Source organism: Curtobacterium sp. MCJR17_043 (assembly GCF_003224315.2).
Lineage (GTDB): Bacteria > Actinomycetota > Actinomycetes > Actinomycetales > Microbacteriaceae > Curtobacterium.
Map to the genome: position 1 here is coordinate 323,103 of NZ_CP126259.1, position 26,156 is coordinate 349,258.

The 26,156-nt window shown below is 70.8% G+C and carries 28 protein-coding genes and 4 pseudogenes; 7 read left to right on the forward strand and 25 right to left on the reverse strand.

The features are described from left to right. Nucleotides 1-97: 97 nt before the first annotated feature. The 11 genes and pseudogenes from DEJ15_RS01650 to DEJ15_RS01700 all read right to left on the reverse strand — a co-directional run bounded on the left by DEJ15_RS01650 (nucleotide 98) and on the right by DEJ15_RS01700 (nucleotide 8,792). Complete coding sequence (locus tag DEJ15_RS01650; protein ID WP_502866141.1) at nucleotides 98-2,221, reverse strand: PfkB family carbohydrate kinase; 2,124 nt, start codon at nucleotides 2,219-2,221, stop codon at nucleotides 98-100. Nucleotides 2,222-2,235: 14 nt separating this feature from the next. Beyond that, nucleotides 2,236-2,538 carry a hypothetical protein gene (locus DEJ15_RS01655; RefSeq protein ID WP_284175484.1) on the reverse strand — a complete coding sequence of 101 codons (303 nt, stop codon included), beginning with the start codon at nucleotides 2,536-2,538 and terminating at the stop codon, nucleotides 2,236-2,238. An 87-nt stretch (nucleotides 2,539-2,625) separates the two neighbouring features. Further along, nucleotides 2,626-3,282: an ADP-ribosylglycohydrolase family protein gene (locus tag DEJ15_RS01660; protein WP_349814776.1), complete on the reverse strand. Its 657-nt coding sequence runs from the start codon at nucleotides 3,280-3,282 to the stop codon at nucleotides 2,626-2,628. After that, nucleotides 3,164-3,652: pseudogene (locus DEJ15_RS01665) on the reverse strand (ADP-ribosylglycohydrolase family protein); the annotation flags it as partial. The pseudogene DEJ15_RS01665 and the gene DEJ15_RS01660, both read right to left, overlap by 119 nt. Beyond that, complete coding sequence (locus DEJ15_RS01670; protein ID WP_110824403.1) at nucleotides 3,649-4,359, reverse strand: GntR family transcriptional regulator; 711 nt, start codon at nucleotides 4,357-4,359, stop codon at nucleotides 3,649-3,651. The gene DEJ15_RS01670 and the pseudogene DEJ15_RS01665, both read right to left, overlap by 4 nt. Nucleotides 4,360-4,369: 10 nt before the next feature. Then, a complete protein-coding gene (locus DEJ15_RS01675; RefSeq protein WP_284175485.1) occupies nucleotides 4,370-4,933 on the reverse strand; it encodes a hypothetical protein in 564 nt (187 codons plus the stop codon). A gap of 109 nt (nucleotides 4,934-5,042) precedes the next feature. Continuing rightward, nucleotides 5,043-5,420, reverse strand: a complete 378-nt coding sequence (locus DEJ15_RS01680) for a hypothetical protein (protein ID WP_284175486.1) — start codon at nucleotides 5,418-5,420, stop codon at nucleotides 5,043-5,045. A gap of 481 nt (nucleotides 5,421-5,901) precedes the next feature. After that, the gene (locus DEJ15_RS01685; RefSeq protein ID WP_284175487.1) at nucleotides 5,902-6,279 is read right to left on the reverse strand and encodes a hypothetical protein; all 378 of its coding nucleotides are present in this window, start codon (nucleotides 6,277-6,279) and stop codon (nucleotides 5,902-5,904) included. A gap of 361 nt (nucleotides 6,280-6,640) precedes the next feature. Then, entirely contained in the window at nucleotides 6,641-7,171 is a 531-nt protein-coding gene (locus DEJ15_RS01690; RefSeq protein ID WP_284175488.1) for a hypothetical protein, read from the reverse strand. Between the two features lie 195 nt (nucleotides 7,172-7,366). Then, the gene (locus tag DEJ15_RS01695; RefSeq protein ID WP_284175489.1) at nucleotides 7,367-7,753 is read right to left on the reverse strand and encodes a hypothetical protein; all 387 of its coding nucleotides are present in this window, start codon (nucleotides 7,751-7,753) and stop codon (nucleotides 7,367-7,369) included. Then, the gene (locus DEJ15_RS01700) at nucleotides 7,728-8,792 is read right to left on the reverse strand and encodes a hypothetical protein (protein ID WP_284175490.1); all 1,065 of its coding nucleotides are present in this window, start codon (nucleotides 8,790-8,792) and stop codon (nucleotides 7,728-7,730) included. The genes DEJ15_RS01695 and DEJ15_RS01700 overlap by 26 nt, the downstream gene beginning before the upstream one ends. On the opposite strand from DEJ15_RS01700, the gene DEJ15_RS01705 reads away from it, so the two are divergent. Continuing rightward, complete coding sequence (locus DEJ15_RS01705; protein WP_284175491.1) at nucleotides 8,791-9,255, forward strand: hypothetical protein; 465 nt, start codon at nucleotides 8,791-8,793, stop codon at nucleotides 9,253-9,255. The genes DEJ15_RS01700 and DEJ15_RS01705 overlap by 2 nt on opposite strands. Nucleotides 9,256-9,916: 661 nt before the next feature. Here DEJ15_RS01705 and DEJ15_RS17360 read toward each other — a convergent pair. The 4 genes and pseudogenes from DEJ15_RS17360 to DEJ15_RS01725 form a co-directional block, all read right to left on the reverse strand. Further along, a complete protein-coding gene (locus DEJ15_RS17360) occupies nucleotides 9,917-10,381 on the reverse strand; it encodes a zinc-binding dehydrogenase (protein WP_349814777.1) in 465 nt (154 codons plus the stop codon). Nucleotides 10,382-10,607: 226 nt separating this feature from the next. Next, nucleotides 10,608-10,955 (reverse strand): annotated as a pseudogene (locus tag DEJ15_RS17365) (alcohol dehydrogenase catalytic domain-containing protein); the annotation flags it as partial. Between the two features lie 484 nt (nucleotides 10,956-11,439). Beyond that, on the reverse strand, nucleotides 11,440-11,607 hold the full coding sequence (locus DEJ15_RS01720; protein ID WP_284175493.1) for a hypothetical protein: 168 nt from the start codon (nucleotides 11,605-11,607) through the stop codon (nucleotides 11,440-11,442). Nucleotides 11,608-11,710: 103 nt separating this feature from the next. Then, nucleotides 11,711-12,055: a TetR/AcrR family transcriptional regulator gene (locus DEJ15_RS01725; RefSeq protein ID WP_284175494.1), complete on the reverse strand. Its 345-nt coding sequence runs from the start codon at nucleotides 12,053-12,055 to the stop codon at nucleotides 11,711-11,713. A 43-nt stretch (nucleotides 12,056-12,098) separates the two neighbouring features. On the opposite strand from DEJ15_RS01725, the gene DEJ15_RS01730 reads away from it, so the two are divergent. Further along, on the forward strand, nucleotides 12,099-13,220 hold the full coding sequence (locus DEJ15_RS01730) for a zinc-binding alcohol dehydrogenase family protein (RefSeq protein WP_284175495.1): 1,122 nt from the start codon (nucleotides 12,099-12,101) through the stop codon (nucleotides 13,218-13,220). A 422-nt stretch (nucleotides 13,221-13,642) separates the two neighbouring features. On the opposite strand, the gene DEJ15_RS01735 is transcribed toward DEJ15_RS01730, so the two are convergent. The 4 genes and pseudogenes from DEJ15_RS01735 to DEJ15_RS01750 form a co-directional block, all read right to left on the reverse strand. Beyond that, nucleotides 13,643-14,479, reverse strand: a complete 837-nt coding sequence (locus DEJ15_RS01735) for a hypothetical protein (RefSeq protein ID WP_110824415.1) — start codon at nucleotides 14,477-14,479, stop codon at nucleotides 13,643-13,645. A 95-nt stretch (nucleotides 14,480-14,574) separates the two neighbouring features. Continuing rightward, the gene (locus DEJ15_RS01740; RefSeq protein WP_284175496.1) at nucleotides 14,575-15,285 is read right to left on the reverse strand and encodes a Rossmann-fold NAD(P)-binding domain-containing protein; all 711 of its coding nucleotides are present in this window, start codon (nucleotides 15,283-15,285) and stop codon (nucleotides 14,575-14,577) included. A 133-nt stretch (nucleotides 15,286-15,418) separates the two neighbouring features. Further along, nucleotides 15,419-15,766 (reverse strand): annotated as a pseudogene (locus DEJ15_RS17370) (hypothetical protein); the annotation flags it as partial. 116 nt (nucleotides 15,767-15,882) lie between these two features. Next, nucleotides 15,883-16,026 (reverse strand): hypothetical protein, encoded by a 144-nt coding sequence (locus DEJ15_RS01750; protein ID WP_181419470.1) that lies wholly within the window; start codon nucleotides 16,024-16,026, stop codon nucleotides 15,883-15,885. A 235-nt stretch (nucleotides 16,027-16,261) separates the two neighbouring features. On the opposite strand from DEJ15_RS01750, the gene DEJ15_RS17375 reads away from it, so the two are divergent. Then, nucleotides 16,262-16,564, forward strand: a complete 303-nt coding sequence (locus tag DEJ15_RS17375; protein WP_349814778.1) for an ASCH domain-containing protein — start codon at nucleotides 16,262-16,264, stop codon at nucleotides 16,562-16,564. Nucleotides 16,565-16,679: 115 nt separating this feature from the next. Here the strand turns inward: DEJ15_RS17375 and DEJ15_RS01760 are convergent, their stop codons facing one another. Beyond that, nucleotides 16,680-17,714, reverse strand: a complete 1,035-nt coding sequence (locus tag DEJ15_RS01760) for an aldo/keto reductase (RefSeq protein WP_110824416.1) — start codon at nucleotides 17,712-17,714, stop codon at nucleotides 16,680-16,682. Between DEJ15_RS01760 and DEJ15_RS01765 the strand changes: the two are divergent. The 3 genes and pseudogenes from DEJ15_RS01765 to DEJ15_RS01775 all read left to right on the forward strand — a co-directional run. Then, a pseudogene (locus DEJ15_RS01765) lies at nucleotides 17,713-17,928 on the forward strand (hypothetical protein); the annotation flags it as partial. The gene DEJ15_RS01760 and the pseudogene DEJ15_RS01765 sit on opposite strands and share 2 nt — an antisense overlap. Before the next feature lie 70 nt (nucleotides 17,929-17,998). Continuing rightward, the gene (locus DEJ15_RS01770) at nucleotides 17,999-18,382 is read left to right on the forward strand and encodes an SbtR family transcriptional regulator (RefSeq protein WP_284175498.1); all 384 of its coding nucleotides are present in this window, start codon (nucleotides 17,999-18,001) and stop codon (nucleotides 18,380-18,382) included. 121 nt (nucleotides 18,383-18,503) lie between these two features. Continuing rightward, nucleotides 18,504-18,881 (forward strand): MMPL family transporter, encoded by a 378-nt coding sequence (locus DEJ15_RS01775; RefSeq protein ID WP_258365838.1) that lies wholly within the window; start codon nucleotides 18,504-18,506, stop codon nucleotides 18,879-18,881. Nucleotides 18,882-19,333: 452 nt separating this feature from the next. On the opposite strand, the gene DEJ15_RS01780 is transcribed toward DEJ15_RS01775, so the two are convergent. Next, on the reverse strand, nucleotides 19,334-19,843 hold the full coding sequence (locus tag DEJ15_RS01780) for a MerR family transcriptional regulator (protein WP_309146406.1): 510 nt from the start codon (nucleotides 19,841-19,843) through the stop codon (nucleotides 19,334-19,336). Nucleotides 19,844-19,919: 76 nt separating this feature from the next. On the opposite strand from DEJ15_RS01780, the gene DEJ15_RS01790 reads away from it, so the two are divergent. After that, on the forward strand, nucleotides 19,920-20,495 hold the full coding sequence (locus DEJ15_RS01790; RefSeq protein ID WP_284175500.1) for an SDR family NAD(P)-dependent oxidoreductase: 576 nt from the start codon (nucleotides 19,920-19,922) through the stop codon (nucleotides 20,493-20,495). A 1,526-nt stretch (nucleotides 20,496-22,021) separates the two neighbouring features. Here the strand turns inward: DEJ15_RS01790 and DEJ15_RS01795 are convergent. The 4 genes from DEJ15_RS01795 to DEJ15_RS01810 all read right to left on the reverse strand — a co-directional run bounded on the left by DEJ15_RS01795 (nucleotide 22,022) and on the right by DEJ15_RS01810 (nucleotide 25,942). Beyond that, a complete protein-coding gene (locus DEJ15_RS01795; RefSeq protein ID WP_181419471.1) occupies nucleotides 22,022-22,195 on the reverse strand; it encodes a hypothetical protein in 174 nt (57 codons plus the stop codon). Between the two features lie 495 nt (nucleotides 22,196-22,690). Beyond that, nucleotides 22,691-23,197 carry a GNAT family N-acetyltransferase gene (locus tag DEJ15_RS01800; protein ID WP_284176267.1) on the reverse strand — a complete coding sequence of 169 codons (507 nt, stop codon included), beginning with the start codon at nucleotides 23,195-23,197 and terminating at the stop codon, nucleotides 22,691-22,693. A 536-nt stretch (nucleotides 23,198-23,733) separates the two neighbouring features. Beyond that, nucleotides 23,734-24,579, reverse strand: coding sequence for an MMPL family transporter (locus DEJ15_RS01805; RefSeq protein WP_284175501.1), 846 nt, complete (start codon nucleotides 24,577-24,579; stop codon nucleotides 23,734-23,736). Continuing rightward, nucleotides 24,461-25,942 (reverse strand): MMPL family transporter, encoded by a 1,482-nt coding sequence (locus DEJ15_RS01810; protein WP_284175502.1) that lies wholly within the window; start codon nucleotides 25,940-25,942, stop codon nucleotides 24,461-24,463. The genes DEJ15_RS01805 and DEJ15_RS01810 overlap by 119 nt, the downstream gene beginning before the upstream one ends. Between the last annotated feature and the right edge of the window lie 214 nt (nucleotides 25,943-26,156).

Genomic DNA, 26,156 nt, shown 5'->3' on the forward strand with positions numbered 1-26,156 from the left:
CCCCGCCTCAGCCACGGAACGCGATGAACGGCTCCAGCAAGCGGCTGGACCGTCCGGTCGGACCGCTCGAGCCGCACGGGTGCGGCGATCGCGGAGGTCACCGCGTCACGCTCCGGCGAGCAGCGCGTCCGTCTCCTCCGCCGTCGGCGCGGTCGCCGGCCCGGACCGGGTCACCGCGAGCGCCGCCGCCACGTTGGCCCGGCGGACCGCGTCCGGGAGGCCCGCCCCACGCCCCAGCGCGGCGGCCAGCACGCCGGCGTGCGCGTCCCCCCGCCCCGTTCGTGTCGACCGCGACGACGGGGAACCCGGGGACCAGGACCGGTGTGCCACCGGACTCGACGACCCAGCAGCCGTGGGCACCGTCCCGGACCAGGGCGGTCCCCCGCGCTGTCACCGCGATCGCGGCGGTCGCCGCAGCGAGGGTGGTCGACGTCGGGGAGAGCAGTCGTGCCTCCCGGCTGTTGGCGCTGACCACGTCCGACCGTGCGGACACGGCGGCCAGGAGGTCTCCGGGCAGGGTGTCGACGAGCGGCGACGGGTCGAACACCACGCGGACGGACGGCGGGACGGTCTCGAGCCAGTCGGCGATGGCCGCACCGTTCACCGGGTGCGCCAGGCTGTAGCCCGACACGAAGACGATGTCGTCGTCCTGCAGGTCCACACGGTCCAGGTCGGCGCGGGTGAGCTGCCCTTCCGCGCCGACGCTCGTGACGAAGGTGCGCTCGGTCGTGGCGTCGACGAGCGCCACGCAGTAGCCGCTGTCGACGTCGGCGAGCCCGGGCTGCACGACGGTGACGCCCGAGTCGGCCAGCGCCCGCCGGACGACGTCCCCGAAGGGGCCGGTGCCGTACTGCCCGGCGAACACGACGTCCATGCCGTCCCGGCGGGCGGCGACCATCGTGTTCAGGCCGCCACCGGCCGTGATCTCGGAGCCCGCGGCGATGACGTCCCCGCCCGGCTCCGGGAGGGCGTCGATGCGCATCACGATGTCGACGATGACGTTGCCGACCGAGACGAGGCGGCCCATCAGACCGTGTGCTCGGTGTGCGGCAGCGGAGCGGACTGGTCGGGCTGCTCGTGCAGCGTGCCGCGGGGGGCCGCCGGTCAGCAGGTAGACCGCCGCCGCGACGATGAACGTGACGACCCAGCCGAGGCCGTTCACGCCGATCCAGGTGTCCGAGAACGCCCCGACGAACACCGGGTCGGCGTCGCCCACCTGGACGTTCGTGAACAGGAAGCCGACGACGATCGCGACGACCCAGGCGATGACTGCGGGCCAGGCGACCCCACCGGCGTACCAGTAGCGGCCACCACGGCGGAGGTCGAGCAGCGCTTCCGGGTCGTACCAGGTGCGGCGGAGCATGTCGGCGATGAAGACACCGAGCCAGGCCGTGATCGGCACGGCGAGCACCGAGATGAAGGTGATGAACGGGGCGTAGAAGCCGTCGGCCACGAGCATGAAGTACATGGCGCCGAGCGTGGTGATGACGACGTCGACCGCGACGGCCCAGACCCGCGGCACCTTCACGCCGAGGGTCAGCGTGGTGAGGCTCGCCGAGTACACCGACAGGTGGTTCGACAGCAGCAACCCGCCGAACGCGGCGATCAGGTACGGCACGGCCATCCAGCTCGGCAGCATGTCGCGGATCGCGGCGACCGGGTCCCCGGCCTGCGCCAGGGTCGGGTCACCGGCGGACACGAGCGAGCCGAGTCCGACCAGGACGACGAGCGGGATACCCGCACCGGCTGCACTCGCGGCGACGAGCTTGCCGGCGCGGACGCTGGTGCGCGTGTACCGGGCGATGTCGGCGCCCGCGGTGGCCCACCCGATACCGGTCCCGGCCGCGATCGTCCCGATGCCGATCACCATCGCGGCGACCGGGCCGGCGGGCTGCGCGCCGACGACGTCCCAGTCGATGCGGGCGACGAGGAACACCGCGACGAAGACGTTCAGCGCACCGAAGACCCACGTCGCCCACTTCTGCACGGCGACGATGAACGCGTGCCCGAGCCCGGAGATGAGCACCGTGGCGGCGACGAAGACCAGGATCGCGACGATCGTGATGACCGGGTGCGCCTTCGAGCCCCCGTCGGTGCCGAAGAGGATCGTGAACAGCGACAGCAGCACGAACGCGGCGGTCGTGGTGTTCACGGTCTCCCAGCCCAGGCGGCTCAGCAGCGAGATGAACGTCGGGCCGACGTTGCCGCGGACGCCGAACACCGCGCGGCTCAGGGTCAGGCCCGGCGCTCCCCCCGCGGCGTCCGGCGATCGAGATGACCCCGACCACGGCGAACGAGCCTGCGGCGCCGATCACCGCGACGAGGAGCGCCTGCCAGACGGTCAGTCCCTGGAAGGCGACGAGCGTGGCACCGAGGGGGGGGGAGCCCGAGGATCGAGATGTTCGCGGCGAACCAGACCCAGAACAGCGCGCCGGGCGTCCCGGTGCGTTCGGCGGCCGGCACCGGCTCGATGCCCCGCTGCTCGACGGTGGTCAGGGTCCCGGCGCGGGTGGTGGCGTCGGTCGGCGTGCTGGTCATCAGGTCCTCTTACGTCATCGGAAGGGTGCGAGGGGGGAAGCCGGGCGGCGGCAAGGGGGGAACCGCCGCCCGGCGGTCTGGGTGCCGCTACCGGCCGGGGCCGGTGCGGAGGTCGAGGAGGCGCTCGGTGAGCTCCTCGAGGTGCAGGTCGTTGACGGTCTCCACCTGGTGGACCGCGTCGGCGGACCAGGCGACCGCACCGTGCACGGCACCGAGGACGGCGCCGGCCATGGCGGCGATCGTGTCGGTGTCGCCACCGATGCTCGCCGCGGTGCAGACGGTCCGCCAGGGGTCGAGGTCGAGCGCCACGAGCGCGAGCGCGGCGACGACGGACTCCTGCGACGCGACGCTCGTGCCGATCAGCCCGGACACGACGTCGATCCGTTCGGCGTCGGGGACCGTGGCCAGGTGGCCGCGTGCCCACTCCGTGCGGTCGGCGATCGAGCCACCGGCGACCCAGTGGCCACGGGTCTCGCCGATCCGGGCGGCGGCGACGGCGACGTCGAGCGCCTCGGCACGCGTGGCGCCGTCGATGCCGGCCGAGACCGCTGCCGCGACCGCGCTGGCCCCCCGCGATGCCGAGCCCGGTGTCGTGGGTGACCCGGCAGGCGTCCTGCACGGCGTCCACCAGTCCGGCGAGCCCGTCGGACCCGGTACCGAGCGGTGTCGCGATCCCGACCGGGGTGATCCGCATCGCGGCACCGTTCGTCGTGCCCGTCGAGCCCGCTTCGGACGCGGGGACACCGTCGAGGATGCGCTGCACGGCGGTCTTCGTGCTCGGCCCGAGCAGGTCGAGGGAGCCCTTGGCCGCCATCGTCCGCTCCCAGTCGATGAGCGCGCGGGCGAAGTCGACGGGGTCCAGCCGACCCTGCCCCTGCACGAGCAGTTCGGCGACGAGGACGGCCTGCTCGGTGTCGTCGGTGATGCTCCCCGCCGGCATGCCGTGTGCGATGCGCTGGTTCGGCCCGGCGTCGACGAACCCGCTGATCACCCCGTGGTCGGAACGGATCTGCTCGAGCGACAGCGACTGCGTCGGCATCCCGAGGGCGTCGCCGATCGCCAGGCCCCGGAAAGCGGCGAGGGCGTGCTCGGCGGCGGTGCTGGTCGTCGTCATCGTGCGCTCCCGAACGTCATGTGGATGCGGAACCGGCTCGGGTCGAGCAGGCTGTCGACAGCCTCCACGAACGTGCCGTCGGCCGTGCGCGAGACGCGTCGGCTGTGGAGGAACGGGTCGCCCGCAGTCCTGTGGAGGAGCACCGCGTCCTCCTCGGTCAGCGGGAGCACGTCGACCCACTGCTCGGCGAGCGCCGGCACCAGGCCCGTCTCCGCGATCGTGGCGGTGAGCGACCCGTCGACGAGACCCTCGTCGACGGCTCGGGCGAGCCTCCCGAACGGCGGAACCAGGCTGCGTTCCAGGGAGATGTCCGGTCCCCCGGCCACGTGCCGGACGCGGTCGACGGCGACGAAGTCGGCGTCGTCGAGCCCGAGCTCCGCGGCGACCGCCGGCGCGCTCACCGCGGCGATCCGGAGGACGCGGACGGCGACCTCGGTGCCCGTCGCCTCGAGGGACCGGGCCCAGCCGCTCCTGGGGTCGAGCGCGGCGCCGTCGAACGTGACGACCGAGCCGATGCCGCCGCGGATCGCGATGTACTCCTCGTCCGCCAGGTCGGCGAGCGCCGCCCGCACCGTCCCGCGGCTGACGGCGAACCGCTCGGCCAGGTCGTGCTCCCCGGGCAGGCGCTGGCCCGGGGCGTAGCGGCCCGTCGCGATCGCGTCGCGGAGGGCATCGGCGACGAGGCGTCGCTTCGGTGGGACGGGCATGCAGAGGAGACTACATGTACAAGACCTGTCCAGTCACGTCGGGGCCGTTCGGACGCATGCGGTCAGTTCCCCCCAGACGTTGGGGACGACCTCGTGCAGCGCAGTCGGCCCCCCGGTCGGTGTAGCCGTCGGACACCAGCGAGACCCGGTGTCCGTCGTCGCCTTCCATGGTCACGAGCACCTCCGCGGCCGGCACATCGGTCCCGCCGCACGTCGCCCAGTCGTCCGGGCTGGCCGGGTCGGGGTTCTCCGCGATGAGGCACGCTCCGCCGTTCGACGCCGCAGCCACCCAGTAGGTGGTGCCGTGCCACGCACCGGCACGACGCTGGCCGTTCAGCACCACCTCGTCGAGCGTCGAAGCGGCCGCCTCCGTGTCCGGCAACGCGTCCGTCGCCGCGAAGGGCCGGTGCAGGATCGCCAGGTGCTCCGGCAGCCCCGGCGTCGCGGACGCCGTCGGCCTCGCTGCGGCTGCCGATGGTGGCGTCCCGCCGTCGGGTGCGTCGGTGCACCCCGTCATGCCGATCGTCACCGTCGCCATGACGACGGCTGCGCAGAGTGCGGTCAGTGTCCGCATCGTGTTCCCCCCCGGTCCGTGCTCGCACCGTAGCAGTGGTCGGCTCGCCCTCGGCGGCCGAGGTCAGGAGACGGGCACGCTCACGCCCCAGTCCGCCGTCCGGCGCCCATCACGGGATCGGGACGGGGTCCCACGCGCCGTTCAACCGGAGGGTGAAGCGCAGGGGCTCGTCGTTCGGCCGGAACGACGTGCTGGGCCCGAAGTCGAGTCCGTCCGTCTTCGGCACGCTGGCCCCGACGCTGACCCGCTGAGACGCGTCCACCGGGTCGACCGAGTCGGCCGCTGCGATCTTCTGCTGGAGCTCCCCGACGGACGTGTCCGGCAGGTCGAGCTGCTCGAGGACGTCGCGGTACGCGTCGACGCCGGCCTTCGCGCCCTCCACCGGCACGGCGTTGACGCGGAGGTGGAACAGCCGCCCCTGCGGCAGGATCACCTTGCCCGACTGGTCCGTCATCTCCTGCGCGTTGTCGAGGGCGTCGAAGATCACCTGGGTCGCCTGGACCCGGACCTCCTCGCCGCCGGGGAGCAGGAACCGGACCGGACGTCCCCCCGCCGGACTCCGAGCCGTACGCACCGACCTGGGTCCGCGCGCCTTCCGGGACGTCGGTGTCGATCCCGAACGCCTCGACCGAGGGCGGCACCGTCAGGTCCCAGGTCTCGACCCCGTTCTCGACCGTCATCGCCGTCGGTTCGGGGCCGACGTGGCTCACGCTTTGACGAGCCGTGACGCTGTTGCTCGGCTCGCTGACCGAGCCCATGGGTTCGGCAGCCACACACCCCGCGAGCAGGACGGCGAGCAGGACGGTGATCACCGCCGCCGGGAGGCGCCGCAAGCCGCCTCCCGCGCCGTTGCTGGTGGCGCGTCCCGGATCCCGATGTTCTTTGCTCATGTGCTCCCCGATGTCCCATTGCCATCACCTGACCGGGCGTCCTTGGTCCCGGGTCATCCGCGCCCTTGGAAACCGAGCTCAGGAAACGGGTAGCGGGTCCCAAGCGCCGTGGAACTCGAGGAGGAAGGTCGGATCGTCCCGGTCCGGGCGGAAGGCGGTGCTCACGCTGAACCGGAAACCGTCTGTCTTCGGGATGCTCGCACTCACGCCGACTCGCGGTGAGCTGAGCGGGTCGACGGTTGCGGCACGTTCGATTTGCTCTTGCAACTCGGACACGGTGTCATCCGGCAAGCCGAGTTCTTGCAGGGCTTTACGGTACGCAGCCACACCCGCCTCGGCTCCCTGAGCAGCCGGGGCATCGACGCGGAGGTCGAAGAACCGCCCCGCCGGCGAGAGCTCCTTGCCGGTCGCTCGACTCGTGATCGCCTGGTCGTTCTCGCTGAGCTCGAACACCACCTCGTTCGCTCGGACGTCGACGTCTTCTCCCCCCGGGAGCAGGAAGCGGACAGGACGACCACCGGGGGGTGGACGAACTGTAGGCGCCGACCATCACGGTGTCGTCGGGATCGATCCCGAATGCCTCGGCTGTGGGCGGAACCGTGAGGTCCCAGACCTCCACACCGTCCTTGATCGCCATTGCTGTCGGACGGGGACCGTGGTGGTCCACGTCGTGTGCTGCACGGTCCGCGGGGGGCAACGGGAACGGCTTCAGGACGGGACGGGACGACCGCTGCTGCGCATGCGGAGAGGAGCAACGACGTCACGACCACTCCCACCCCGATGCCGACTCGTCTGCGGCGTCCCCGTCCGAAGTACATCACGGGATCGGGACGGGGTCCCACGCGCCGTTGAGCCGCAGGGCGAAGAGCAGCGGCTCGTCGTTCGGCCGGAACGACGAACTCACGCCGAAGTCGAGCCCGTTCGTCTTCGGCACGCTGGCGTTGGCACCGACTGGTTGGGACGCGTCCACCGGGTCGACCGAGTCGGCTGCTGCGACCTTGTCCTGGAGCTTCCGAACGGACGTACTCGGAAGGTCGAGCTGCCGGAGGACGTCCCGATACCCGTCGACACCGGCATCTGCGCCCTCGACCGTCAGGGCATCGACCTGGAGGTGGAACAGCCGACCTTCGGGCAGGGTCACCGCACCCGAGTCGTCCTTCCGCTCCTCTTTGCTGTCGAGTGCGTCGAAGATCACCTGGGTCGCCTGCACCTGGACCTCCTCGCCGCCGGGAAGCAGCAGCCTGACCGGGCGACCGCCGGGACCCGTGGAGGCATAGGCGCCGACGAGGGCGGCGGTGTTCTCCGGGACGTCCGTGTCGATCCCGAACGCCTCGACCGAGGGCGGCACCGTCAGGTCCCAGGTCTCGACCCCGTTCTCGTATGACCTGGCGGTGGGTTCAGGGCCTCGATGGCTCACGCCGTGCTCGCTTCCGTCGGAGGTGGACGACCCGACGGGCGCCGGGTCGGGGGGGTCCGGGCGTGCACCCGGTGAGGAGCACGACCACCAGGGCGGCGATCGCGGGCCCGAGGACGCGGGTCGGTGTCATCGCCATCTGAACTCCGTGTCGTGCAGGTCGTCCACCAGGTCGCCCAGGCGGTGGTCGAGTCGTCGGTCCTGGATCCGGTCGGGGACCGACCCGGCGACGAGCTCGCGCGCACGCTCCGGGTCGTCGTGCGCGAGGGTCTGCCAGGCGGGCAGGGTGTCGTGTTCGATGTAGTCCCAGCGGACCGGGAAGTCGGAGAGGTTCTGCGACGGGATGTACACCGTCTCGGTCACGCCCTGCACCCCGGGCACCGTCGGCAGTGCATCCACCGTGACGGACGCCCCGCCCTCGTACTGGCCGAGTGTCTTCGTCCCCGGGATGGACGCATCCCCGACGATGCCGAGCACCGTGGTGAAGGCCTCACCGGTGACGGGATGGTCCCGCATCGTGTTGTACTGGCGCTGGATCGTGTCGTGCTGCTCCCGGTACAGCAGCGCCCCGTTCCCCCCGGTCGACCAGGTCCTGCGACCCGGTTCGCATCCCCGTGTCGATGTCGTTCCAGGCGTCTTCCGCGTACTGTGCCGACACTGCCTGCTCGGACGGGGACTGGTCAGCGCCACCAGCGAGCAGTCCAGCCGCGCGGAGCTCCTTGACACCGTCCATCCCGGCGTCGAGGTACGCCTCGTGCATGGTGGAGGCATCGAGGAAGATGCCCTTCTGCATGTCGAGGAACGTCTTCTCGTAGAAGGCGATCTCGTTGTCGCCCATGGTCGCGAGCACGTCCGTGAGCGGCCGCATCGACTGCGGCAGCAACGGTGTCACCTCGCCGATGTGGTCGCGGAAGGAGTGCAGGTCGAGGAACCCGGCGGCGAAGTCCGGCCCGACCATGTTCGCCATCCCCGCCCACATGAAGTCCGGGTTGTCGAGGTAGAGCTGTGCGTAGTACTGGTACGACCCCGTCACCTGTCCGAGCAGCGCCTCTGCGCCCCGAGCGGTGTCCCAGGTGGCCATGTCGATCCCCACCTTCTCCGCTGCCCGCGACACGTACATGCGCTGCAGCACGGTCGCGAAGTCGACCGGATCGGCTCCGCGGGCGCGCTCCGCCTGGACGATCGCGGAGTACACGGTCGACGGGGTGCCCCATGCGGGCGGTGTCGTCACCAGGGCGTCGAGCACCTCGGGGTGCGCGGCGAGCCACGCAGCACCGACGTCGGCGTCCATGTGCCGGAGGACCTCGACCGGGTCCTGGCCCTGCGTCGTCAGGTAAGCGGCGACCGCGAGGTCGAGCGCGTGGTTCGTGAGGGTCCCGCTGCCGGCGTGCTCGAACGCGGCGGCCACGTGCTCCATCCACGTGACGTCGGCGTCGTTCTCGTCGACGAAGCGCGACCCGTTGTCGAGGAAGCCGGAGCCACCGACCGGCACCCACGAGGAACTCGACGTGAACCGTGTCCAGGCGTCCGCGACCTCCTCCAGGTGCTGCCGCATGGTGGTGTTGCACGACCGGGACTGCGTCGCGAAGGACCGGAGGGCATCCGGTTTCGCGCTGCTGGTCCCCGATGCGTTGCCGCTGCTCGTCCGCGTTCGCTGCGAGGCGGTGAACGCGACGGAGATCGTCGACGGCCGGACCGCGGGCTCGGACGGTCGGGGGGTCGAACAGCTCCTCGATGTCGCTGACGACGGGACCGAGCGGCTGGGTCCGTCGACGCTCGTCCCGGTCGGCCTCCCGACCCTCCCAGGCCCGCACCTCGTCGAGCCGTCGGTTCTCCTCCGCGGCCTGCTGCTTCGCCCGCTCGACCTGTTGTGCGAGGTCGTCCATCGCACGAGCGAGCCGACCCCGCTCCGAGGACTCGGTGACGCTCGCCGTCCGGAACAGTTCGGCGTACCCCCCCGCGGAACTCCTGCATCGCGGTCTCGACCGCGCCTCGCCGGGCACCGCTCTGCCCGGTGAAGGCTCCGTCCGCGGACTGCGCCGCCCTGATCAGCGCCCCCCGCTGCAGCATCGTCGAATTCGACCCCCCATGGGTGGCATGGTAGCCACGTTGCCCGGGCACCGGTACGGCTTCGTACTCCGGACCCGTTCAGCGCTCGGAACGCGGACCGCCCCTGACGATGAGCGCGACCATGAGCGCCGCCGCCCCCCAGCAACAGGAGACCGAGCGGACCCGCTGCCCCACCGAAGCTCGCGGCCACACCGAGCCAGACGACCCCGCCCAACGCCATCAGCCCGGCCAGGACGCCCGCTCCGGCGTCGAGCAGCTCGCGGGGTGCCGGCACCACCACCAGCGCGATCACCGTGAGCACGGCCGCTGCCGGCGCACCCCACGTGAGCAGCCCGTACGCGATCCCGTTGTACGAGGCCAGTCCGAGCGGGTAGCTCACGATCAGGAAGGGCAGTGGCAGGACCATCAGCACGTCGACGACCACGACGAGCAGTGCGAACAGCCGCCAGCGGCGACGGACGCGCGGTCGCGGTTCCGACATGGTCTCCCCCCTCGTCACCGCGCACGGTCGGCGCGGCCCCCGCCCTCAGTCTGCCGGACCGGGCCGGTCGCGGCCGGGAGGCCCGTGGCGGTGCCGCGGTGCGCCTCCCGGCCGCCACACGGTGGCGACTACAGGACGACGACCGTCGTGCCGGCCGCCGTCGCCGGCCGGTCCATCGCGGCGAGCGCCGCCGGCGCGTCCTCGAGCGCGATCGTCCGCCCGACCAGCGGTGCCGGGTCGAGACGGCCCGCGGCGATCTCGGCGAGCATCGCCGGGTACTCGTGCGCGGACATCCCGTGGCTGCCGAGCAGTTCGAGCTCGAGGCCGATGACGCGGCCGAGGTCGACCTGCGGGCTGGCGTCCGCGCCGGCGAGGAGCCCGACCTGCACGTGCCGACCGCCGGGGCGGAGGGCGGCGATGCCCTGCCGCACCAGGGCGGCGCGTCCGAGCGCCTCGACGACGACGTGCGCGCCGCCCTCCGTCGCCGCTCGGACCTGCTCGTCGACGTCGTCCGTCCGCGCGTCGACCGTGGTGGTGGCGCCGAGGGTGCGGGCGAGCGCGAGCGCCTCGGCGGAGACGTCCACTGCGGTCACCCGTGCACCGCGGGAGACGGCGACGACGATCGCCGAGAGCCCGACTCCCCCCGCAGCCGAACACGACGACGTGCTCGCCGGGGGCGGTTCGGGCGCGGTTCACGACCGCGCGGTAGGCGGTGGCGAACCGGCAGCCGAGTCCGGCGGCGGTGGCGTCGTCGATGGCGTCCGGCACCGCGACGAGGTTCGTGTCCGCGTGGTGCACGACGACCCGCTCGGCGAAGGACCCGGGCCGGTCGAACCCGGGCTGGGTCTGGTTCGGGCAGATGCTCTGGCGGCCGGCGACGCACGTGGGGCAGGTGCCGCACGCGTTCACGAACGGGGCGGTGACGCGTGTGCCGGCCTGCCACTGCCGGACCTCGTCCCCGACCTGCTCGACGACGCCGACGAACTCGTGTCCGGGGACGTGCGGCAGCGACACCGTGTCGTCGTGCCCGCGCCAGGCGTGCCAGTCACTGCGGCAGACGCCGGTCGCGACCACGCGGACCACGGCGGCGTGCGGCGGACACTCCGGGTCGGGGACCTCGGTGACGGCCGGCGTCGCGGAGAAGGCGGTGAAGGTCACGGCGCGCATGGGCACGATCCTCCCATCCCGGCCCGTAGTGTCGACGGCGTGGTGACCGCCAGGACGTTCCCGTTCTCCCCGCGCAGCGCCACCGCGCTCCGGGTCGGGGACCTCGTCCCCGTGCAGGGCGAGAGCGGGCGGTGGTCGTGTCTGCAGGTCCTCGAACTGCAGCCGCGCGTCCGCGTGAACCTCGTCGTCGGGATCCTCGACTGGCGGGCGGACGGGCCGCCGTCACCGGAGACCGTCAGCGGCGTCGCGCCGCTCGAGCGTGCTGCGACCCGGATCGAGGTGTTCACCGAGGGCGGCCTCCAGGTCGTCGGATCGGTGCCTCCGAGTGACGCCGGACAGGAGACCTGGTTCGGCCCGGCGTACATCGGCAAGCGGACGCGTGTTTGGGGCTGGATGGCCGCCATCCGGCTGGCTCGCGGGTACGCCGACACCGGGATGCTGCCGTACCGCTCCTCGGGGCCGGCTGGTGAGGGAGGCCCGACGGTCAGTCCGCCGGGTGGTCGCTGACCGGACGCGTGCCCGAGGAGTGCGCACCCGGAGCCGGGGTCGTGCGCTCCCGGACCAGTGTGGACACCTCGTCGATCGTCTCGGCCAACGACCGCTCCCCGGTCCCCGCCGCCCACTGCTCGAGGGCGACCTGGAACACGAGCACGCCGAGTTCCGCGACGACGGTCGCCTGCAGCGGGGTCTGTCCACGCTCGACGAAGGCGGCCTGCGCGGCACGGACCAGGTCGGACCGCTTGCGGGCGTCCCGGTCACGGAGTTCGTCGTTCCCCCTCGATGATCCGGCGCCAGGCGGCGGTCTGCTCGTGGTGGCCGTCGAAGCGCGCCGCCGAGATCTGGTGCAGCACGTGCCGGACGACCTGCGTCGGGTCGAGGTCCGCCGGTGCGCCGACGATCAGTCGCGCTGCGGTCTCGGGGATCTCGGACCCGGCGAAGACGACCTCGCGCTTGTCGGTGAAGTGCCGGAAGAACGTCCTGGTGGTCAGCCCGGCGCGCGCGGTGATCTGCGGCACCGTCGTGGCGGCGAACCCCTGCTCGGCGAAGAGCTCGAACGCGGCGCGCTCGAGCCGTCCTCGTGCATCCGGAGCCCATCGCATCGTCCGATCGTAGCTGACGACACGACGTGTCATGAGGCGTACGATGACATCACGTGTCATCGCGATGATCGGCACCGGAGAGCGAGGAGCCCGCATGACCGCCGACGACCCCACCACCACGAACGCCGCACTGTTCCTGCTCAGCCCTCGCGGCCCCTTCGAGGTCCGGCCCACCCCGGTGCCGACCCCAGCCGCCGGCCAGGTCGTCGTCCGCGTCCGTGCCGTGGCGGTGAACCCCGTCGACGCGATCACCGGCCCGCTCCGGCGCCTCGTGACCCCGTGGGTGCGCTTCCCGACCGTCCTCGGCAGCGACGTCGCCGGCGAGGTCCTCGCCGTCGGACCGGACGTCACGGCCCTCGCGGTGGGCGACCGGGTGACCGCGTTCGCCGCCGGACAGGAGAAGCCGCGGAACAGCACGGCCGAGGGCGGGTTCCAGCGGATCGTGACCGTCCTCGAGCGCGTCACCACGCGCCTCCCGGACGACCTGTCATTCGAGCAGGCCTCCGTCCTGCCGCTCGCGCTGGCGACGGCGGCTGCGGGCCTGTACGAAGCCGACCAGCTGGCCCTCCCCCTGCCGGGCGACGGCACGGACCGGAGCGACCAGGTGGTCCTCGTCTGGGGCGCGTCGACGAGCGTCGGGAGCAACGCCGTCCAGCTCGCCCGTGCCAGCGGCTACACGGTGGTCGCGACCGCCGGTCGGGCGAACCACGACCTCGTCCGTTCCCTCGGCGCCGACGCCGTCCTGGACTACCGGGACGACGACGTGGACGCCGAGGTCGTCGCGGCACTGCGGGGCCGTCGGCTCGCGGGCACGATCGCCATCGGTAGTGGGTCGCTCGGGCACGCCCTGCGGATCATTCGTCGCGCATCCGGGGCGAAGCGCATCGCGTCCGCCTACCCCGATCCGGTCACCGCGGTGCGGTCACGGATCGCCCGCCTCCGCGGCATCCGCGTCTCCGCCATCTGGGGCGGGACCCCGGTGGTCTCCCCCGTCGGTCCGGCCGTCTTCCGCGACTTCCTGCCCGCGGCGCTGGCCGACGGGCGCTTCCGCGCAGCCCCGGAAGCGATGGTCGTCGGACACGGACTGGAGGCCCTCCCCGGCGCCCTGCAGACGCTGCGGAACGGCGTGTCCGCCCGCAAGGTCGTGGTGTCGATGGGCGACTGAGCCCCCCGCGCCTCGAGGCCGTCGATCAGGCGAGCGAACCCACGACGCGGTAGCCGTACCCGTCGGCAGCGAGGGGGGCGGTGCAGGCGGGCGTGCGTCGCCGCCCACATCCGTCCCAGGTAGCGGAGTCGTTCCGGGGCCATGCCACGAACGGTCAGGTCCACGTCCTGGGCTCCCGGCTCCTGCAGCACCAGGGTGCGCAGGGTGCCGGTCGGGTCGAGGGTGACGTGCTTGGCGGTGGTGCTGGTCATGGTGGAGCTCCTTTGTCGCGTTCCGTCCGGGACCCGGAGGGTCGGGGGCGTGCGGTGTCCCACGCTCCTCGGTCCGGCGTGCGCGTGGACACAGGCGCAGGGGACACACGGTCCCGGTGCGCCTGACGTGCAGCCGCGGTGGAGTCAACGTCAGCCGTGTGCCCGAACTCGTCAGTCCACGACGCAGTGGGTGACCGCGTCCAGTTCGAGTGTCGATGCCTCGTGTCCGGGCGGCGGGACAGGAGACTCCACGTCGACGAACAGGTCTCCGGAGCGCGTCGAGACGACCAGCCGCGAGACGCCACCGGTGTCGTCGTCCGTCTCCACCTCGACGGAGCGGCCGTGTGCCTCGGCGTCCTCGCGGATGGCGTCGATCGCGTCCTGGACGTCGTCGACCTCGTAGGACTCGAGGTCCACACTCGACCAGTCGACGCCGTCGTACCCGACGGACAGGTCGCAGATGTCCCCGCGCAGCCATTCCATGTCGTCGGACGATTCGCTGCCGGGCTCAGGGGCGGAGCCGGACGGCTGCGGCTCCGGCAGCGTGGCGACGGCATCGGCGTGGACCTGCTCCAACTCGTCGCGCATCGAGTCGGGGTCCTGCCGTTCTGCGGCCGTGGTGCGGTCGAGCGCGGCCCGGTACTCCTGCGCGTCCGGGATCCGGGTCGCGAAGAGCGCCGGCGCCAGCAGTGCCGTCAGGAGCAGGCCCGCGGCGCCGCCGACGAGCGCACCCGCGAAGGACTGCGACCGTCGGACGACGCACAGGACGGCGAGCACGACGGCACCCGCCATCGGGACCAGTCCGCCGAGGACGATCGCGAGGACCCACACGTGGAGGTACTCGAACGCGTTCGCAGGGTCCCCGAACGACGAGTCGAGGCTGAACCCGACCAGGATGCAGAACGCGACGACCGCGAGCACCGGGCCCAGGACCGCCAGGGCGATCGACCACTGCCGCAGTCGAGTGTCCCGATGGACCACCAGGTCGTCCCGCTGCACGTTCGTCATGATCCCCCCCGACCAGTCAGTCACCACCGTAGCCAGGGAGCACGCTCCGCGTCCGGTCGACGTGGATCTCCCCCCGGTGGTTCGGCGCCCCAGCGCTACCGACCGTCCTTCCCGAGCATCGCGACGAGCGACGTCGCCAGCCAGGAGTCGACGTCCACCGGGACGGGTCCGACCTCGGACGCCGGGACGTCCCCGCGCGCGATCGCCGCGAGGCTCCGCGCCTGCAGTGACAGCCCGAGGTCCATCGCCTGGATCGGGTTGCCGCCCGCGGCCGTGAGGTTGATCATCCGCGTCCCGGACAGCGTGACCACCTCGCGGCCGTCGACCAGGCGGTGCAAGACGCGCGCGTCCGGGTCGGAACCCGGCCCCGACAGGGCTGTGGTCTCCGCGGTCACCGCGAGCAGGGCCTCCAGGTCGAGCTCGAGTCCCTCGTGACCGACGCCCGCGATGACCACCCCGTCGCGGAGCAGGGCGATCTCGGCGGAGCCGATCACGCCCCGCGCGCCGGTCGCGAGGAAGAGCAGTTCGGTGCCGGGCAGCACCGCCTCCATCGGGCCGACGCGGTGCCCGCGCATGATCGCCTCGAGCGCGCGGAACGGGTCCGTGTCGACGACGCTCACGACGGCCCCGAGGTTCCGGAGCGTGTCCGCGACGCCCTTGCCGCACGGGCCGTACCCGACCACGGTGGCACGGGCGCCCGGCACCATGGCGTTCGTGGCGTTCATGAAGCCCTGCACGATGCTCTGCCCGACGCCGTGCTCGTTCTCGACGATGAGCTTCAGCCGGCTGTCGTTGATGACGACCACCGGGAAGTCCGGCGCCTGGGGCAGGGCGCGGACGGCGATGCCGCCGGTGGTCGTCTCCTCCGTCGCGCCGAGGAACGTGCTCGACCGCGGCGCCCCCCCTGGTCAGCTTCGCGATGAGCTCGCCGCCGTTGTCCATCACCAGGTCCGGCAGGGCGGCCAGCAGCTCGTCGAGGTTCCGGTCGTGCTGCTCGGCGTCGTCACTGCGGCCGCCGATCACCGTGACGCCGAGCGTCCGGAGGGCCTCCGCCGTCTCGGGCACGGTCGTGCCGACGTTGCCGGTGATCGTCACGCGGGCACCCTGGTCGAGCAGCCACCGGCACAGGACGGCGGTCTTCGGCTCGATGTGGATGCAGATGCCGACGTGCAGCCCGGCGAACACCGGGGCGTCCTGCTCGATGCTGGCCGCGAGGAGCGGCATCGAGCGGGTGGCCCAGTCGATCGCCGGGGAGCCGGAGGGGGGTGAGGGTGAGGGTGCGGGCATGACGGTGCTTCCTGTTCCGAGAGGTGGGAGGTGCGGGGTCGGGCCGCTGCTCCCCCGCCTGCTGTGCAGGAGAAGGAGCCGTCGGCCTGGAGGCGCGGTGCGCGCCCGTCACGCGTCTACGGATGGAGCTCGCGGCGGCTGTCGTCGCTGCCGTACAGGTCGGCCTTCTCGGCGGAGACGATCGGCGTCCAGCGCGGGGCGGCGACCGCTGCGCGCTGGCGCGGCGGCACCGCGCTGACGGTGCGGACGCGCGTGGTCATCGGGGCTCCGGGAGGCTCGTGGGGACGGGTCGATCCTGTCACGTCCGGTGCGTGGCGTGGCCGTCGCTCGGATCTCGTCGCTCGCTAGGGTCACTGCTGTGAACGCACCCTCGCCGTCCGTGGTCGCCTTCTGGGAGGCGCGTCGCCGCGACTCCCCCCGAACTGCCCGCGACCGTTCCCCCCCGCGTGGGCGTTCGGTGCGACCCCGGACCACGCGGACGCCCTGCTCGACCTCGTGCTCGCCGGCGTGAAGGACGGGACCGCGTCCTCGCTCTGGGACTACGAGGCCACCGGTGAACCCCTGCCGGAGGCAGGCGAGTACAGCATCATCCTCGACGGCACCGACGAGCCGCGAGCGGTGCTCGTGTCGACCGACGTCCGGATCGTGCCGTTCGACCAGGTCAGCGTTGAGCACGCCCGCGCCGAGGGTGAGGGCGACCGCACCCTTGCCTACTGGCGCGCGTCGCACGAGCGGTACTGGCGGGAGCACTCGGAGAACCCGCGGGGGGTGGGCGTCGGACATGCCGGTGGTGTGTGAACGGTTCCGGGTGCTGTGGCCGGAGGAGACCGACGGGCCAGGCTCGCCAACGCCCTGAGGATGCTGTCGTCACCGCATCCAGGCGCCCGTCGTCTCGAGGGGCCGGCCGTCGCCCTCAGGCCGCTCGGCGCTCAGGTGCCGGACGTCGACGCAGGCTGGCCTCCAGGACCGCCGGCGGCGCGTACTGCTGGTCGAGCCGTCCGACGTCCGTGCCCGGCGGGACGATCGCGTCGATCCGGTCGAGGACCTCGTCCGACAGCGCCACGTCGGCGCCTGCGAGCAGGTCGTCGAGCTGCTCCATCGACCGCGGGCCGATCAGTGCACTCGTGACGCCGGGATGCGCGATCGCGAACGCCATCGCGAGGTGGGTCATCGGGATGCCCGTGTCCTCGGACAGCGCGACGACCTGCTCGACGGCGTCGATGCGTCGCTCGTCCTGGTTGTGGCGGAACATGCCGACACGGGCGAGGTCGCTCTGCTGGCCCTTGCGGAACCGACCGGTCAGCATGCCGCCGGCCAGCGGGCTCCAGACGAGCGCGCCCATGCCGTAGCGCTCGACGACGGGCAGGACCTCGCGCTCGATGCCGCGGTTCAGGATCGAGTAGGTCGGCTGCTCCGTCCGGAACCGCTCCAGGCCCCGGCGCTCCGAGGTCCACTGCGCCTCCACCTGGAGCGACCCCGGGAAGTCACTCGTGCCGATGGCACGCACCTTGCCGCTGCGCACCAGGTCGGTCAGCGCCGACAGGGTCTCCTCGAGGTCGACCGTGTCGTCCGGTCGGTGTGCCTGGTACAGGTCGATGTGGTCGGTCTGCAGACGGCGGAGCGAGTCCTCCACAGCGCGCATGATCCACCGACGGGAGTTCCCGCGGCGGTTCGGGTCGTCCCCCATCGGCCCGTTGAACTTCGTGGCGAGCACGACGTCGTCACGGCGACCCGCGAGCGCCTTGCCGAGCAGGGTCTCCGACCCACCCTGCGAGTAGCGGTCGGCGGTGTCGATGAGGTTGATGCCGGCGTCCAGTGCCCGGTGGACGATCCGGATCGAGTCCTGTTCGTCACCGTTGCCGATGCGGCCGTCAGTGCCGAGCATCATGGCGCCCAGCGCGAAGGGGCTGACCTGGATGCCGGTCTTGCCGAGGGTGCGGTACTGCATGGGTTCCTCCTGTCGATGGCGTCCCGAGTGCAGATGTCGTAGGCTGACTCGAAGTGGAACGCTCTTCCGGAACTATACGGAACGCCTTTCCGTTTCACAACCCCCCATCCGAGGAGGACCCGTGCGTGCCGACGCCCGCCGCAACCTGGACGCGCTGATCGACGCCGCGAAGGCCGTCTTCGCCTCCGACGGCGTCGACGCCCCTGCCAAGGCCATCGCCGACCGGGCAGGTGTCGGCGTCGGCACCCTGTACCGTCACTTCCCCCCAGCGATCCGACCTGGTCGTGGCGGTGTTCCAGCAGGCCGTCGAAGCCTGCGCGGACGCCGCCGACGACCTGCGCGCAGCACACGCGCCGGACGAGGCGCTCGTTCGGTGGCTCCAGCGGTTCACGGAGTTCGTCGCCACCAAACGCGGGCTCGCCGCCGCGCTGCAGTCCGGCGACGCCGCCTTCGCAGCCCTGCCCGCCTACTTCGTCGCACGCCTCGGTGGCACCCTGGCGGAGTTGCTCGACGCAGCGTCAGCAGCCGGAACGGTCCGCGCCGACATCGACGCACCCCAGCTGCTCCGGGCGGTCGCCGACCTGTCCCACGGTGCGGCGACGCCCGAGCAGAGCCAGCAGCTCGTCGGGCTCCTGGTCGACGGGCTGCGCTACCGCGCCACCGTGTGACCACCGCTGCCCCGGTGACGAGTTGCTTCGTGCTGTCGGCGATGGGTCCGCCAGTCGGGATGACGGTCAGCAGGGCGGCGTCATCGGACTTCGTGATCTGGCCGGGCACGACGGCTTCGACGTGGTTGAGCCCTGTGATCTCGTCCTCGACGGAGGTGAGCTTGCTGAGGACGCGGTGCACTCCGGCTTCACCAAGTCCGGCACCGTCCTCGTCGCCGCAGCGACCATCATGGCCGTCGTCTTCGCCGGCTTCGCCACCAGCGAGATGGCCGTCGCCGCCTCCATCGCCGTCGGCTTGCTCGTCGGCGTCCTCGCCGCCGCCTTCCTGGTCCGGATGATGATCATGCCGGCACTGCTGTCCCTCTGCGGTGAAGCCGCGTGGTGGATGCCCCGCTGGATGCAGAAGATCATCCCGAACCTCGACACCGAAGGCCACGGACTCGACCGAGCCACCGAGCGCCAGCGAGGAACCGGCAGCATCTCGGTAGCTGCCCAGTAGTCCCCCGACAGAACGAAGCCGTCCCGCCTGCCACCGCAGCGGGACGACTTCGTTCTGCCACTCCGCCGGTGTCCACTCCGCCGGTGTCCACTCGACCGTCGGTGGTGTTGTTCGTTCCTCGCCGTGTCCGAGGATGACTCGCTGCGCGCGTTCGTGCAGGGTGCAAGCCCCACCGGGTCGCGAATGGGCTCAGTCGACGACGTCGCAGACCCCGTCGAGTTCTTCGTCGTGCCGCTTGCGCGGTGGGTCAGCGGCAGTCAGTTGCTCGTTGGCGGCGGACAGAACTGACGTCAGCACATCCGTGATCACGACCCCGCTCGAGCCCCGAGTTCGAGCGGGGTTTCTGACACTTGAACAACGACTGTCGACTGTGATGGCTCTCCGCCCTGCAGGTGCAAACACCGCGGCGCCACGCAGGGCGTGGTGCTCACGGGCAGGGGGGAACGACCCGGTCAAGCGGCGGCTGCGTTCGCTGAGGAGCGACACTCTTCTGGTGGCCGCCCCGCGACTGATTCCGCCGCGATGTCGCGGAGCCGTGTGAGGCGATCGTGGGTGGCGGTGAGGTCCTCGATCTGGCGTTGGATGCGATCGCTCTCCTCGTCGAAGTGGTCGAGCATCGTCGGTGTCGCGACGCCGGTGTCGAGGAACGGCAAGAGTTCGACGATTCGGCGACTCGGCATGCCCGCTGCGTAGAGCATCTGCATGAAGCGCACACGCGTCACGTCGGAATCGTGGTACTCCCGGTGCCCGCCCGTGGTCCGCTCCGACTCGAGGAGTCCCTGTTCCTCGTAGTACCGAAGCGACCGAACGCTGACGCCAGCGCGTTCTGCAAGTGCACCGATCCGCATTCTTCGGCTCCTGGGCTTGATTCTCACGTTGATGTCAGGTTCTAGCGTAGCGGCATGAACCTCTCTGGAGCCACTGCCCTCGTCACTGGCGCGAACCGCGGTATCGGTCGTCATCTCGCCGCCCAGTTGGTCGCACGCGGGGCGAACGTGTACGCGACCGCCCGACGTCCTGAACTGATCGACCTCCAGGGTGTGGAGCGCCTCGCCCTCGACATCACCTCCCCCCGAGTCCGTCGCCGCGGCCGCCGCTCTAGCGACCGACGTTGATCTGTTGATCAACAACGCCGGTATCGCGACCACAGCGACCCTGTTGGGCGATCTGGACGCAGCGCACGCCGACATGGACACGAACGTCTGGGGCACCCTCAACGTCATCCGCTCCTTCGCACCTGTCCTGGCCGCGAACGGCGGTGGGAGCATCGTGAACATCGCCTCGGGCGCCTCCTGGCTGGCGATGCCAGGGGCGTCCGCCTACGCGGTGTCGAAAGCTGCCCTGTGGAACATGGGCAACGCGTTGCGTCATGAGCTGGCCGGACAAGGAACAGCGGTGATGTCGGTGCACCTCGGAGTAGCCGACACGGACATGACGGCGGGACTCTCGATCGCCAAGACCGACCCCGCGGACGTGGCGCGCGCGACCCTGGACGGGGTCGAGCGCGACGATTACGAGGTCGTGGTGGACGAGCAGGCTGCGTTGATCAAGCAGATGCTCGCCCGGGACCCAAAGGAGCTGTACGCGGTCGTGGCTCAGATCCTCGCATCATAGAAGCAGCCCGAGGACACCTGGCGTGCGTGCGAGGGCGCGTCGGAGAGGTGCTCGCGACCGAAGGCGGCGACCGAACAAGAGCAGCGACCATCCCTGAGATGTGTGGGAGATGGATCGCACGCCCGGATCCGAGCGCTGTCGTCTGCGCCAAGCCACCTGCTGCTCGCGTCAGACGAATGAGCGCCGGAGACCTCCTCGTCAGCAGCTCTTCACGTCCGGTGCCATCATCCCCACCCCGACCGGCAGTGTCTCGGTCCGCAGTGTGCCGAGCGGCCCGTCCGTCAGGAACCGCAGCCCGGTCAGGTGCCCCGAGTCCGCCCCCCGGCCGGAGGTGCATCTCGGCGGCGACCCGGATCGACCCATCCGCCGGGATGACCGCGCCCCGGGTCGGCAGCACGTGGTCCGCGTCGATGTCGTCGGAGAAGTAGCCGAACATCGCGCCCTCGTCGACGCCGACGATCGGTCGCGCGAGTTGCACGCGCACCGACTTGAGCCCGGCGTCCCACGTCATGCGGGTCCCTCGGATCGTCACCGGCTCGGCCGACGGGTTCTCGACGAGGAACGCGACGGTCATCACCGACTCATCGAACCCTGGCCTGTCCTCGGACCATCCGCCACAACCACCATCGGCAGCGACCGTCCGCAGGTCGGGTCGGCCTGGCTGCTCTGCGACGACGAGGCCGGCGAGCAGCACGAGAGCGCCGATCGTCGCGGCGGAGAGGACGCCCCGGGCCCCCATCCACCACCGGCCCTCCGCTGTCGGCCGGCCTTCGTTGGCTGTCATCGCGTCGGTCATCGGGTCCCCCCGCCCGGCCGTCGGCGCGGCCACGCCGCGATCCTGACATACGCGCGATACCAGCGGGTACCCGTCGGGTCGATGGTATCCGTGGATTTGCCGGGGGCTCAGTTCGGCGCTGCTGGAGGTAGTACGAAGCTGTCGATGTCCATCCGACTGCCGCCGACCCCCCTCAACGCCGACGAGCGCCGGATCGACGTTTGCGACTGCTGCGAAAGTCGGGTTCCCCCCCGCCAAAGCTAGCCCCAAACATCCCTGCCCACGAGAGGAGCAAGGCACCATCGGAGACGGCACGATCAACCGTGTGGCATCACCGGCACACGGAGGGTCTGGCGCCCTGTCCGTCATCCCCGCATCAAGCGCCGCGGGACGATCGGGGTTCAGCGTGTCATTGAGCGCAACGGAGTCCGATTCGGAGGGTACTGGGCTTCCTGCTGGGTGCGGCCCACCACCGCGGGCATGAGCGCCGCGATGCGCGACGTTGAATGGGCACCCGGATCCGAGCGGCAAGCGCTCCCAAGGGGCTGGGACATCCCAGAACTCACCGTGGGCGTATGGACGAAGATCGAATGATTTGGGCACATCAGCACGGACGGGAACTCCTCAACACTGCAGGTGTTCACACAGCAGGACCCATCGACCGGCGGGACGTTGCTCATCCACGACTGCTCCGTCACAGAATCTCGACCCGCCGGCTGGTGACTAGCCCACGGCAGTAGGAGCGCGGTCTTCACCGGCCGCGCTCCCCACGCTCACGATGAGTACCCATCGCCCGGGTCACGCTCTTGCGGGCCTTCGCGGCACCACGCGTGGTCGTGATGGCAGGCCGCGGATGCTTGGCGTTGGAGACGTCGGCACCGTACTGCGCCTGCACGGCGACGGGGTCGACGTCGGCGGCGGCCATCTGCTCCGCGTGGCGGTCGCGACGGTCGGCGCTATCCCACGCCGACAAGCCCGCCGCGGGTGCTCCGCAGCGGCGCCCCGCTCACTTCCAGCCGCCTTCTCCGCAGCGGTACGCGCAACCGAGATCCGGTCCCGGAGCCCCACCGCGTTGTCGATGCGGTCACGGGTGTCGCTCGTGACCTCTTCCGTCGGACGGTTGCTCGTGACGATCACGTTCGCTGCGAACTTCTCGATCCGCTTGGTTTCGTATTCGTTGAGAGTGACGGTGACATTGACCAAGACGACCATCATGACCTGACCTTCCGCCTTTCACGGGCGACCACCCGCGCCTCGGGTCCGTCCCTATCGAAGGGCGAGCCGAGGCCACCGACCGGTCGCGCAACTCAGCACTACGCACTGCCCCGAGCACGACCAGGGCCTCATCATCGTCGCTGCCGAACAACGCTGCGACGACGGGGACGCGTGGTGCTCACGACAGCCGCCCGTAGGGAATGGGCTAGCGAACGCTCGCTACGTCCATGCCGGGTCCGCTCTCGGCCCGGCGCTCGAAGCCGTGGCGTTCGTAGAACTCAGCCCGACCCCGGGCCGCGAAGAGCTGTACGTCGTCCACTCCGCGGCGACGTGCCTCGTCGACAAGGCGCGCGAGGACTTGACCGCCGATACCTCCACCTCGAGCCTCTTCGGTGACAATCATCTCGGTCACGAAGGCGTGCAGCGCCCCGTCGCTGATGAGCCTGCCCATGCCGACCAGGCGGCCGGCGTCATCCCTGACGGTGCAGACGATCCAGCTCCCGGACAGGGCGCGCTCGAATCGGTCCAGAGTCCAGTCCCCCCCAACCAGTCTCGTCGTAGAGCGTCTTGAACTCCATCGCGGTCGGCGCGGAGAAGGAGTAGTCCATCCCGGAACGGTACTGCGAGACCGTCTCGAAAGCCGCTCGTCCACCGGTACGCGACTGGGGGGCGACAACCACGACGACTTCCCTGTCCTGCTTGACCGGGGCATCGCCGTCTCACATGTGATCGTCAACGCAAAGTGTCGCGTGACGTCGCATTCCGACTCGGGTTGCAGATTCCTTGTCGCGACCTCTTCGAAGCGTCTCGTGTCGCCTGCGGGATACCCCAGGTCGAACGCCTTCAAGCGCGACCTGGCAGGGTCGTGTCGCTGGCCGAACTACAGCATCGAGGTCGCGAGCTGACCCAGGTCGCGCTCACCGGCGGCGTCGCCCTGCAACAGGGTCAGTCTGCCGCCTGGCGCTCCGTCTACGGTCGTTCACCACGCACGAGTCGGGCAGCGGCTGCCAGCTGCTTCTGCGCTCAGCAAGGCGGTTCGGGATCCTGACCGCTCAACCCTGGTGCGGAGCCGTTCTCGGCGGACGCACGGGCTGCTTCCGCGGCTAGGTAGCCGGTGATGTCGATGGGCTGAGTCGGGGGGGAGGTGGATGTCTTCGGGGCGGACGGGGTGCTGCATCAGCTGGCCACTTTCGTTCGACGAGCGGAGGACGAAGGGCCCCGGTGTGTTCACCGGGGCCCTTCGGAGTGTCAGCCGACGAGGACTCGTGGCTGGTCGTGCGCGGCGGGTGCCGCGTCGTCGTGCTTGTCGAGGGCGTGGCCTTCGACGTCGACGTCGGGGAGGACCTTGTCGAGCCACTTGGGGATCCACCAGGCGGAGCGTCCGAGGAGGGACAGCGCAGCCGGCATGAGGACCATGCGGACGATGAACGCGTCCGCGGCGACGCCGACGAGGAGACCGAACGCGATGGAGGCGCCGATCGCGAACTCTCCGGTGGCGAACCCGCCGAAGACGACGATCATGATGCTCGCGGCGGCGACGAGGACGGGTCCGGATCGGGAGAAGCCCTCGCGGATCGCCTGCTTCGGGTCGAGGCCCTTGCGGTACATCTCCTGGATGCGGGAGACGAGGAACACCTGGTAGTCCATCGCGAGTCCGAAGAGCACTCCGACGAGCAGCAGCGGCAGGATGCTCAGCATCGGGTCACCCTGCGGTGCGGGCAGGAAGTCCAGCCAGCCCCACTGGAACACCGCGACGCTCGCGCCGAAGGATGCGCCGACGGAGAGCAGGTAGCCGAGCGTCGCGATCACGGGGATGAGGAGCGATCGGAACAGGACGATGAGCAGGATGATCGAGATGACGACGATGACGATGACGTACTTCACCAGCGCCTGAGCGAGCTGGTCGTCGGAGTCGATGCCGATCGCGGTCTCACCGGTGACCTCGAGGTGCGCTCCGCTGATGGTGTCCGCGTCGTCACGGATCTGGTGCACCAGGTCCTTGGTGGAGTCGTCGATCGGCCCTTCGGTCGGGATGACAGTGATCCGTGCGTAGTCGCCGTCGGAGCTGACCTGAGCCGGGACGACCTGCTGCACGCCGTCGAGAGCGGTGAGTTCCTTCTCGATCACGGCGGTCTTCGAGGTGATGTCGTCGCCCTCGGCCAGGACGATCAGGGGGGCTCTGGATGCCGCCGAACTCGCCGACGATGAGGTCGTAGGCGGTACGTTCGGTGGACTCCGGGTCGGACCCGCCGGGGACGTTGGAGGCGGTCTTCATGCTGAGCATGGGGAGCGCGACGACGACGAGGACGAGCACCCCGCTCAGGAGGGACACGATCGGGCGCTTCACGACGAAGCTGCCCCACGAGCGGAGGACGCCGCGCTTCTGCGGGCCGTCTTCGGTGAAGAGCTCCCCGCGCTGCAGTGCCGCACGGTGCTTCTTCGACAGGGCCTTCACACCCATGAACCGCATCAGTGCCGGCAGCAGGGTGAGCGAGAGCAGGACGGCGACGGCGACGGCGAACGCGGCCGCGACACCCATCTCGGTGATGTAGCTGAGGTTCGCGACCAGGAGCGCGACGAGGGCGACGATGACGGTCATGCCGGCGAAGACCACGGCGGTGCCGGCGGTACCGGTTGCCCGGGCGATCGCGTCGTCGACCCTCCGTCCGGAGCGGAGTTCGGTCTTGAAGCGGGACAGGATGAAGAGGCTGTAGTCGATCCCGACGGCGAGGCCGAGCATGGTCGCGAGGATGATCGCGTTGTCACCGATCGGGGTGAGCGCGCCGTAGGCGAGGACACCGATCAGGCCGACGCCGACGCCGTAGACGGCGACGAGGAGGTTGATGCCCGCGGCGAGGAGCGAGCCGAACGTGATCGCGAGGATGATGAACGCGATGATGACGCCGGCGCCTTCACCCGGGCCGGTGGCCGGGGCGCCGAGGGGAACCAGGTTCCCGCCGAGCTCGACGCCGAGCGCCGGAGGAGCGTTCTCCTGCAGGTCGAGGGCCGCGTCGTAGAACTTCGTCTGCTGGGCCTTCGTCAGGTCGCCGTAGGTCACCGTGGCGACGGCGATCGTGCGGTCCTTCGAGATGTACGGCTGTTCGGCGTTCAGTGGGTCGCTGACGGACTGGACTCCGTCGACCTTGTCAGCCTTCGCGAGGAACGACTCGATCTGTTTCGCAGTCGACGCGTCCGTGACGTCGCCGGACTCCGGTTGGAACACCAGCTGCAGGGACGCGGTGTCCGAGCCGGTCGTGGAGGGGAACTCCTCGTTCATCCGCTCCAACGCCTGCGAGGCCTTGGTGTCGGGGATGCTCGTGGTCGCGGCGTCCTTCTCGATGCCGCTGCCGACGACGAAGATGCCGATCAGGACGGCCATGATCAGGAGCCACGCTCCGATCACCAGCCATCGGAACCGGGCACTGAAGCGCCCGAGGTGGGACAGGAACGTGGACATGCGGTTTCCTTCGTCGTCGTGGTCCGCGAGGTGCGAACAACGTCAACGATTCCGGGCGGAACGCTTCGGTACGGCCTCCTTTTGCAGCGTCCGAACTACTCCATTTGCAGTAGATCCCCCCCCCCCTCTCCCAGCGCAACCAGTAGGCGCGACGGTCCGCTGCTCACTGAGCGGCAATCGGTTCCGGGGGGACGCAGGTGATCGGATCAGGCGA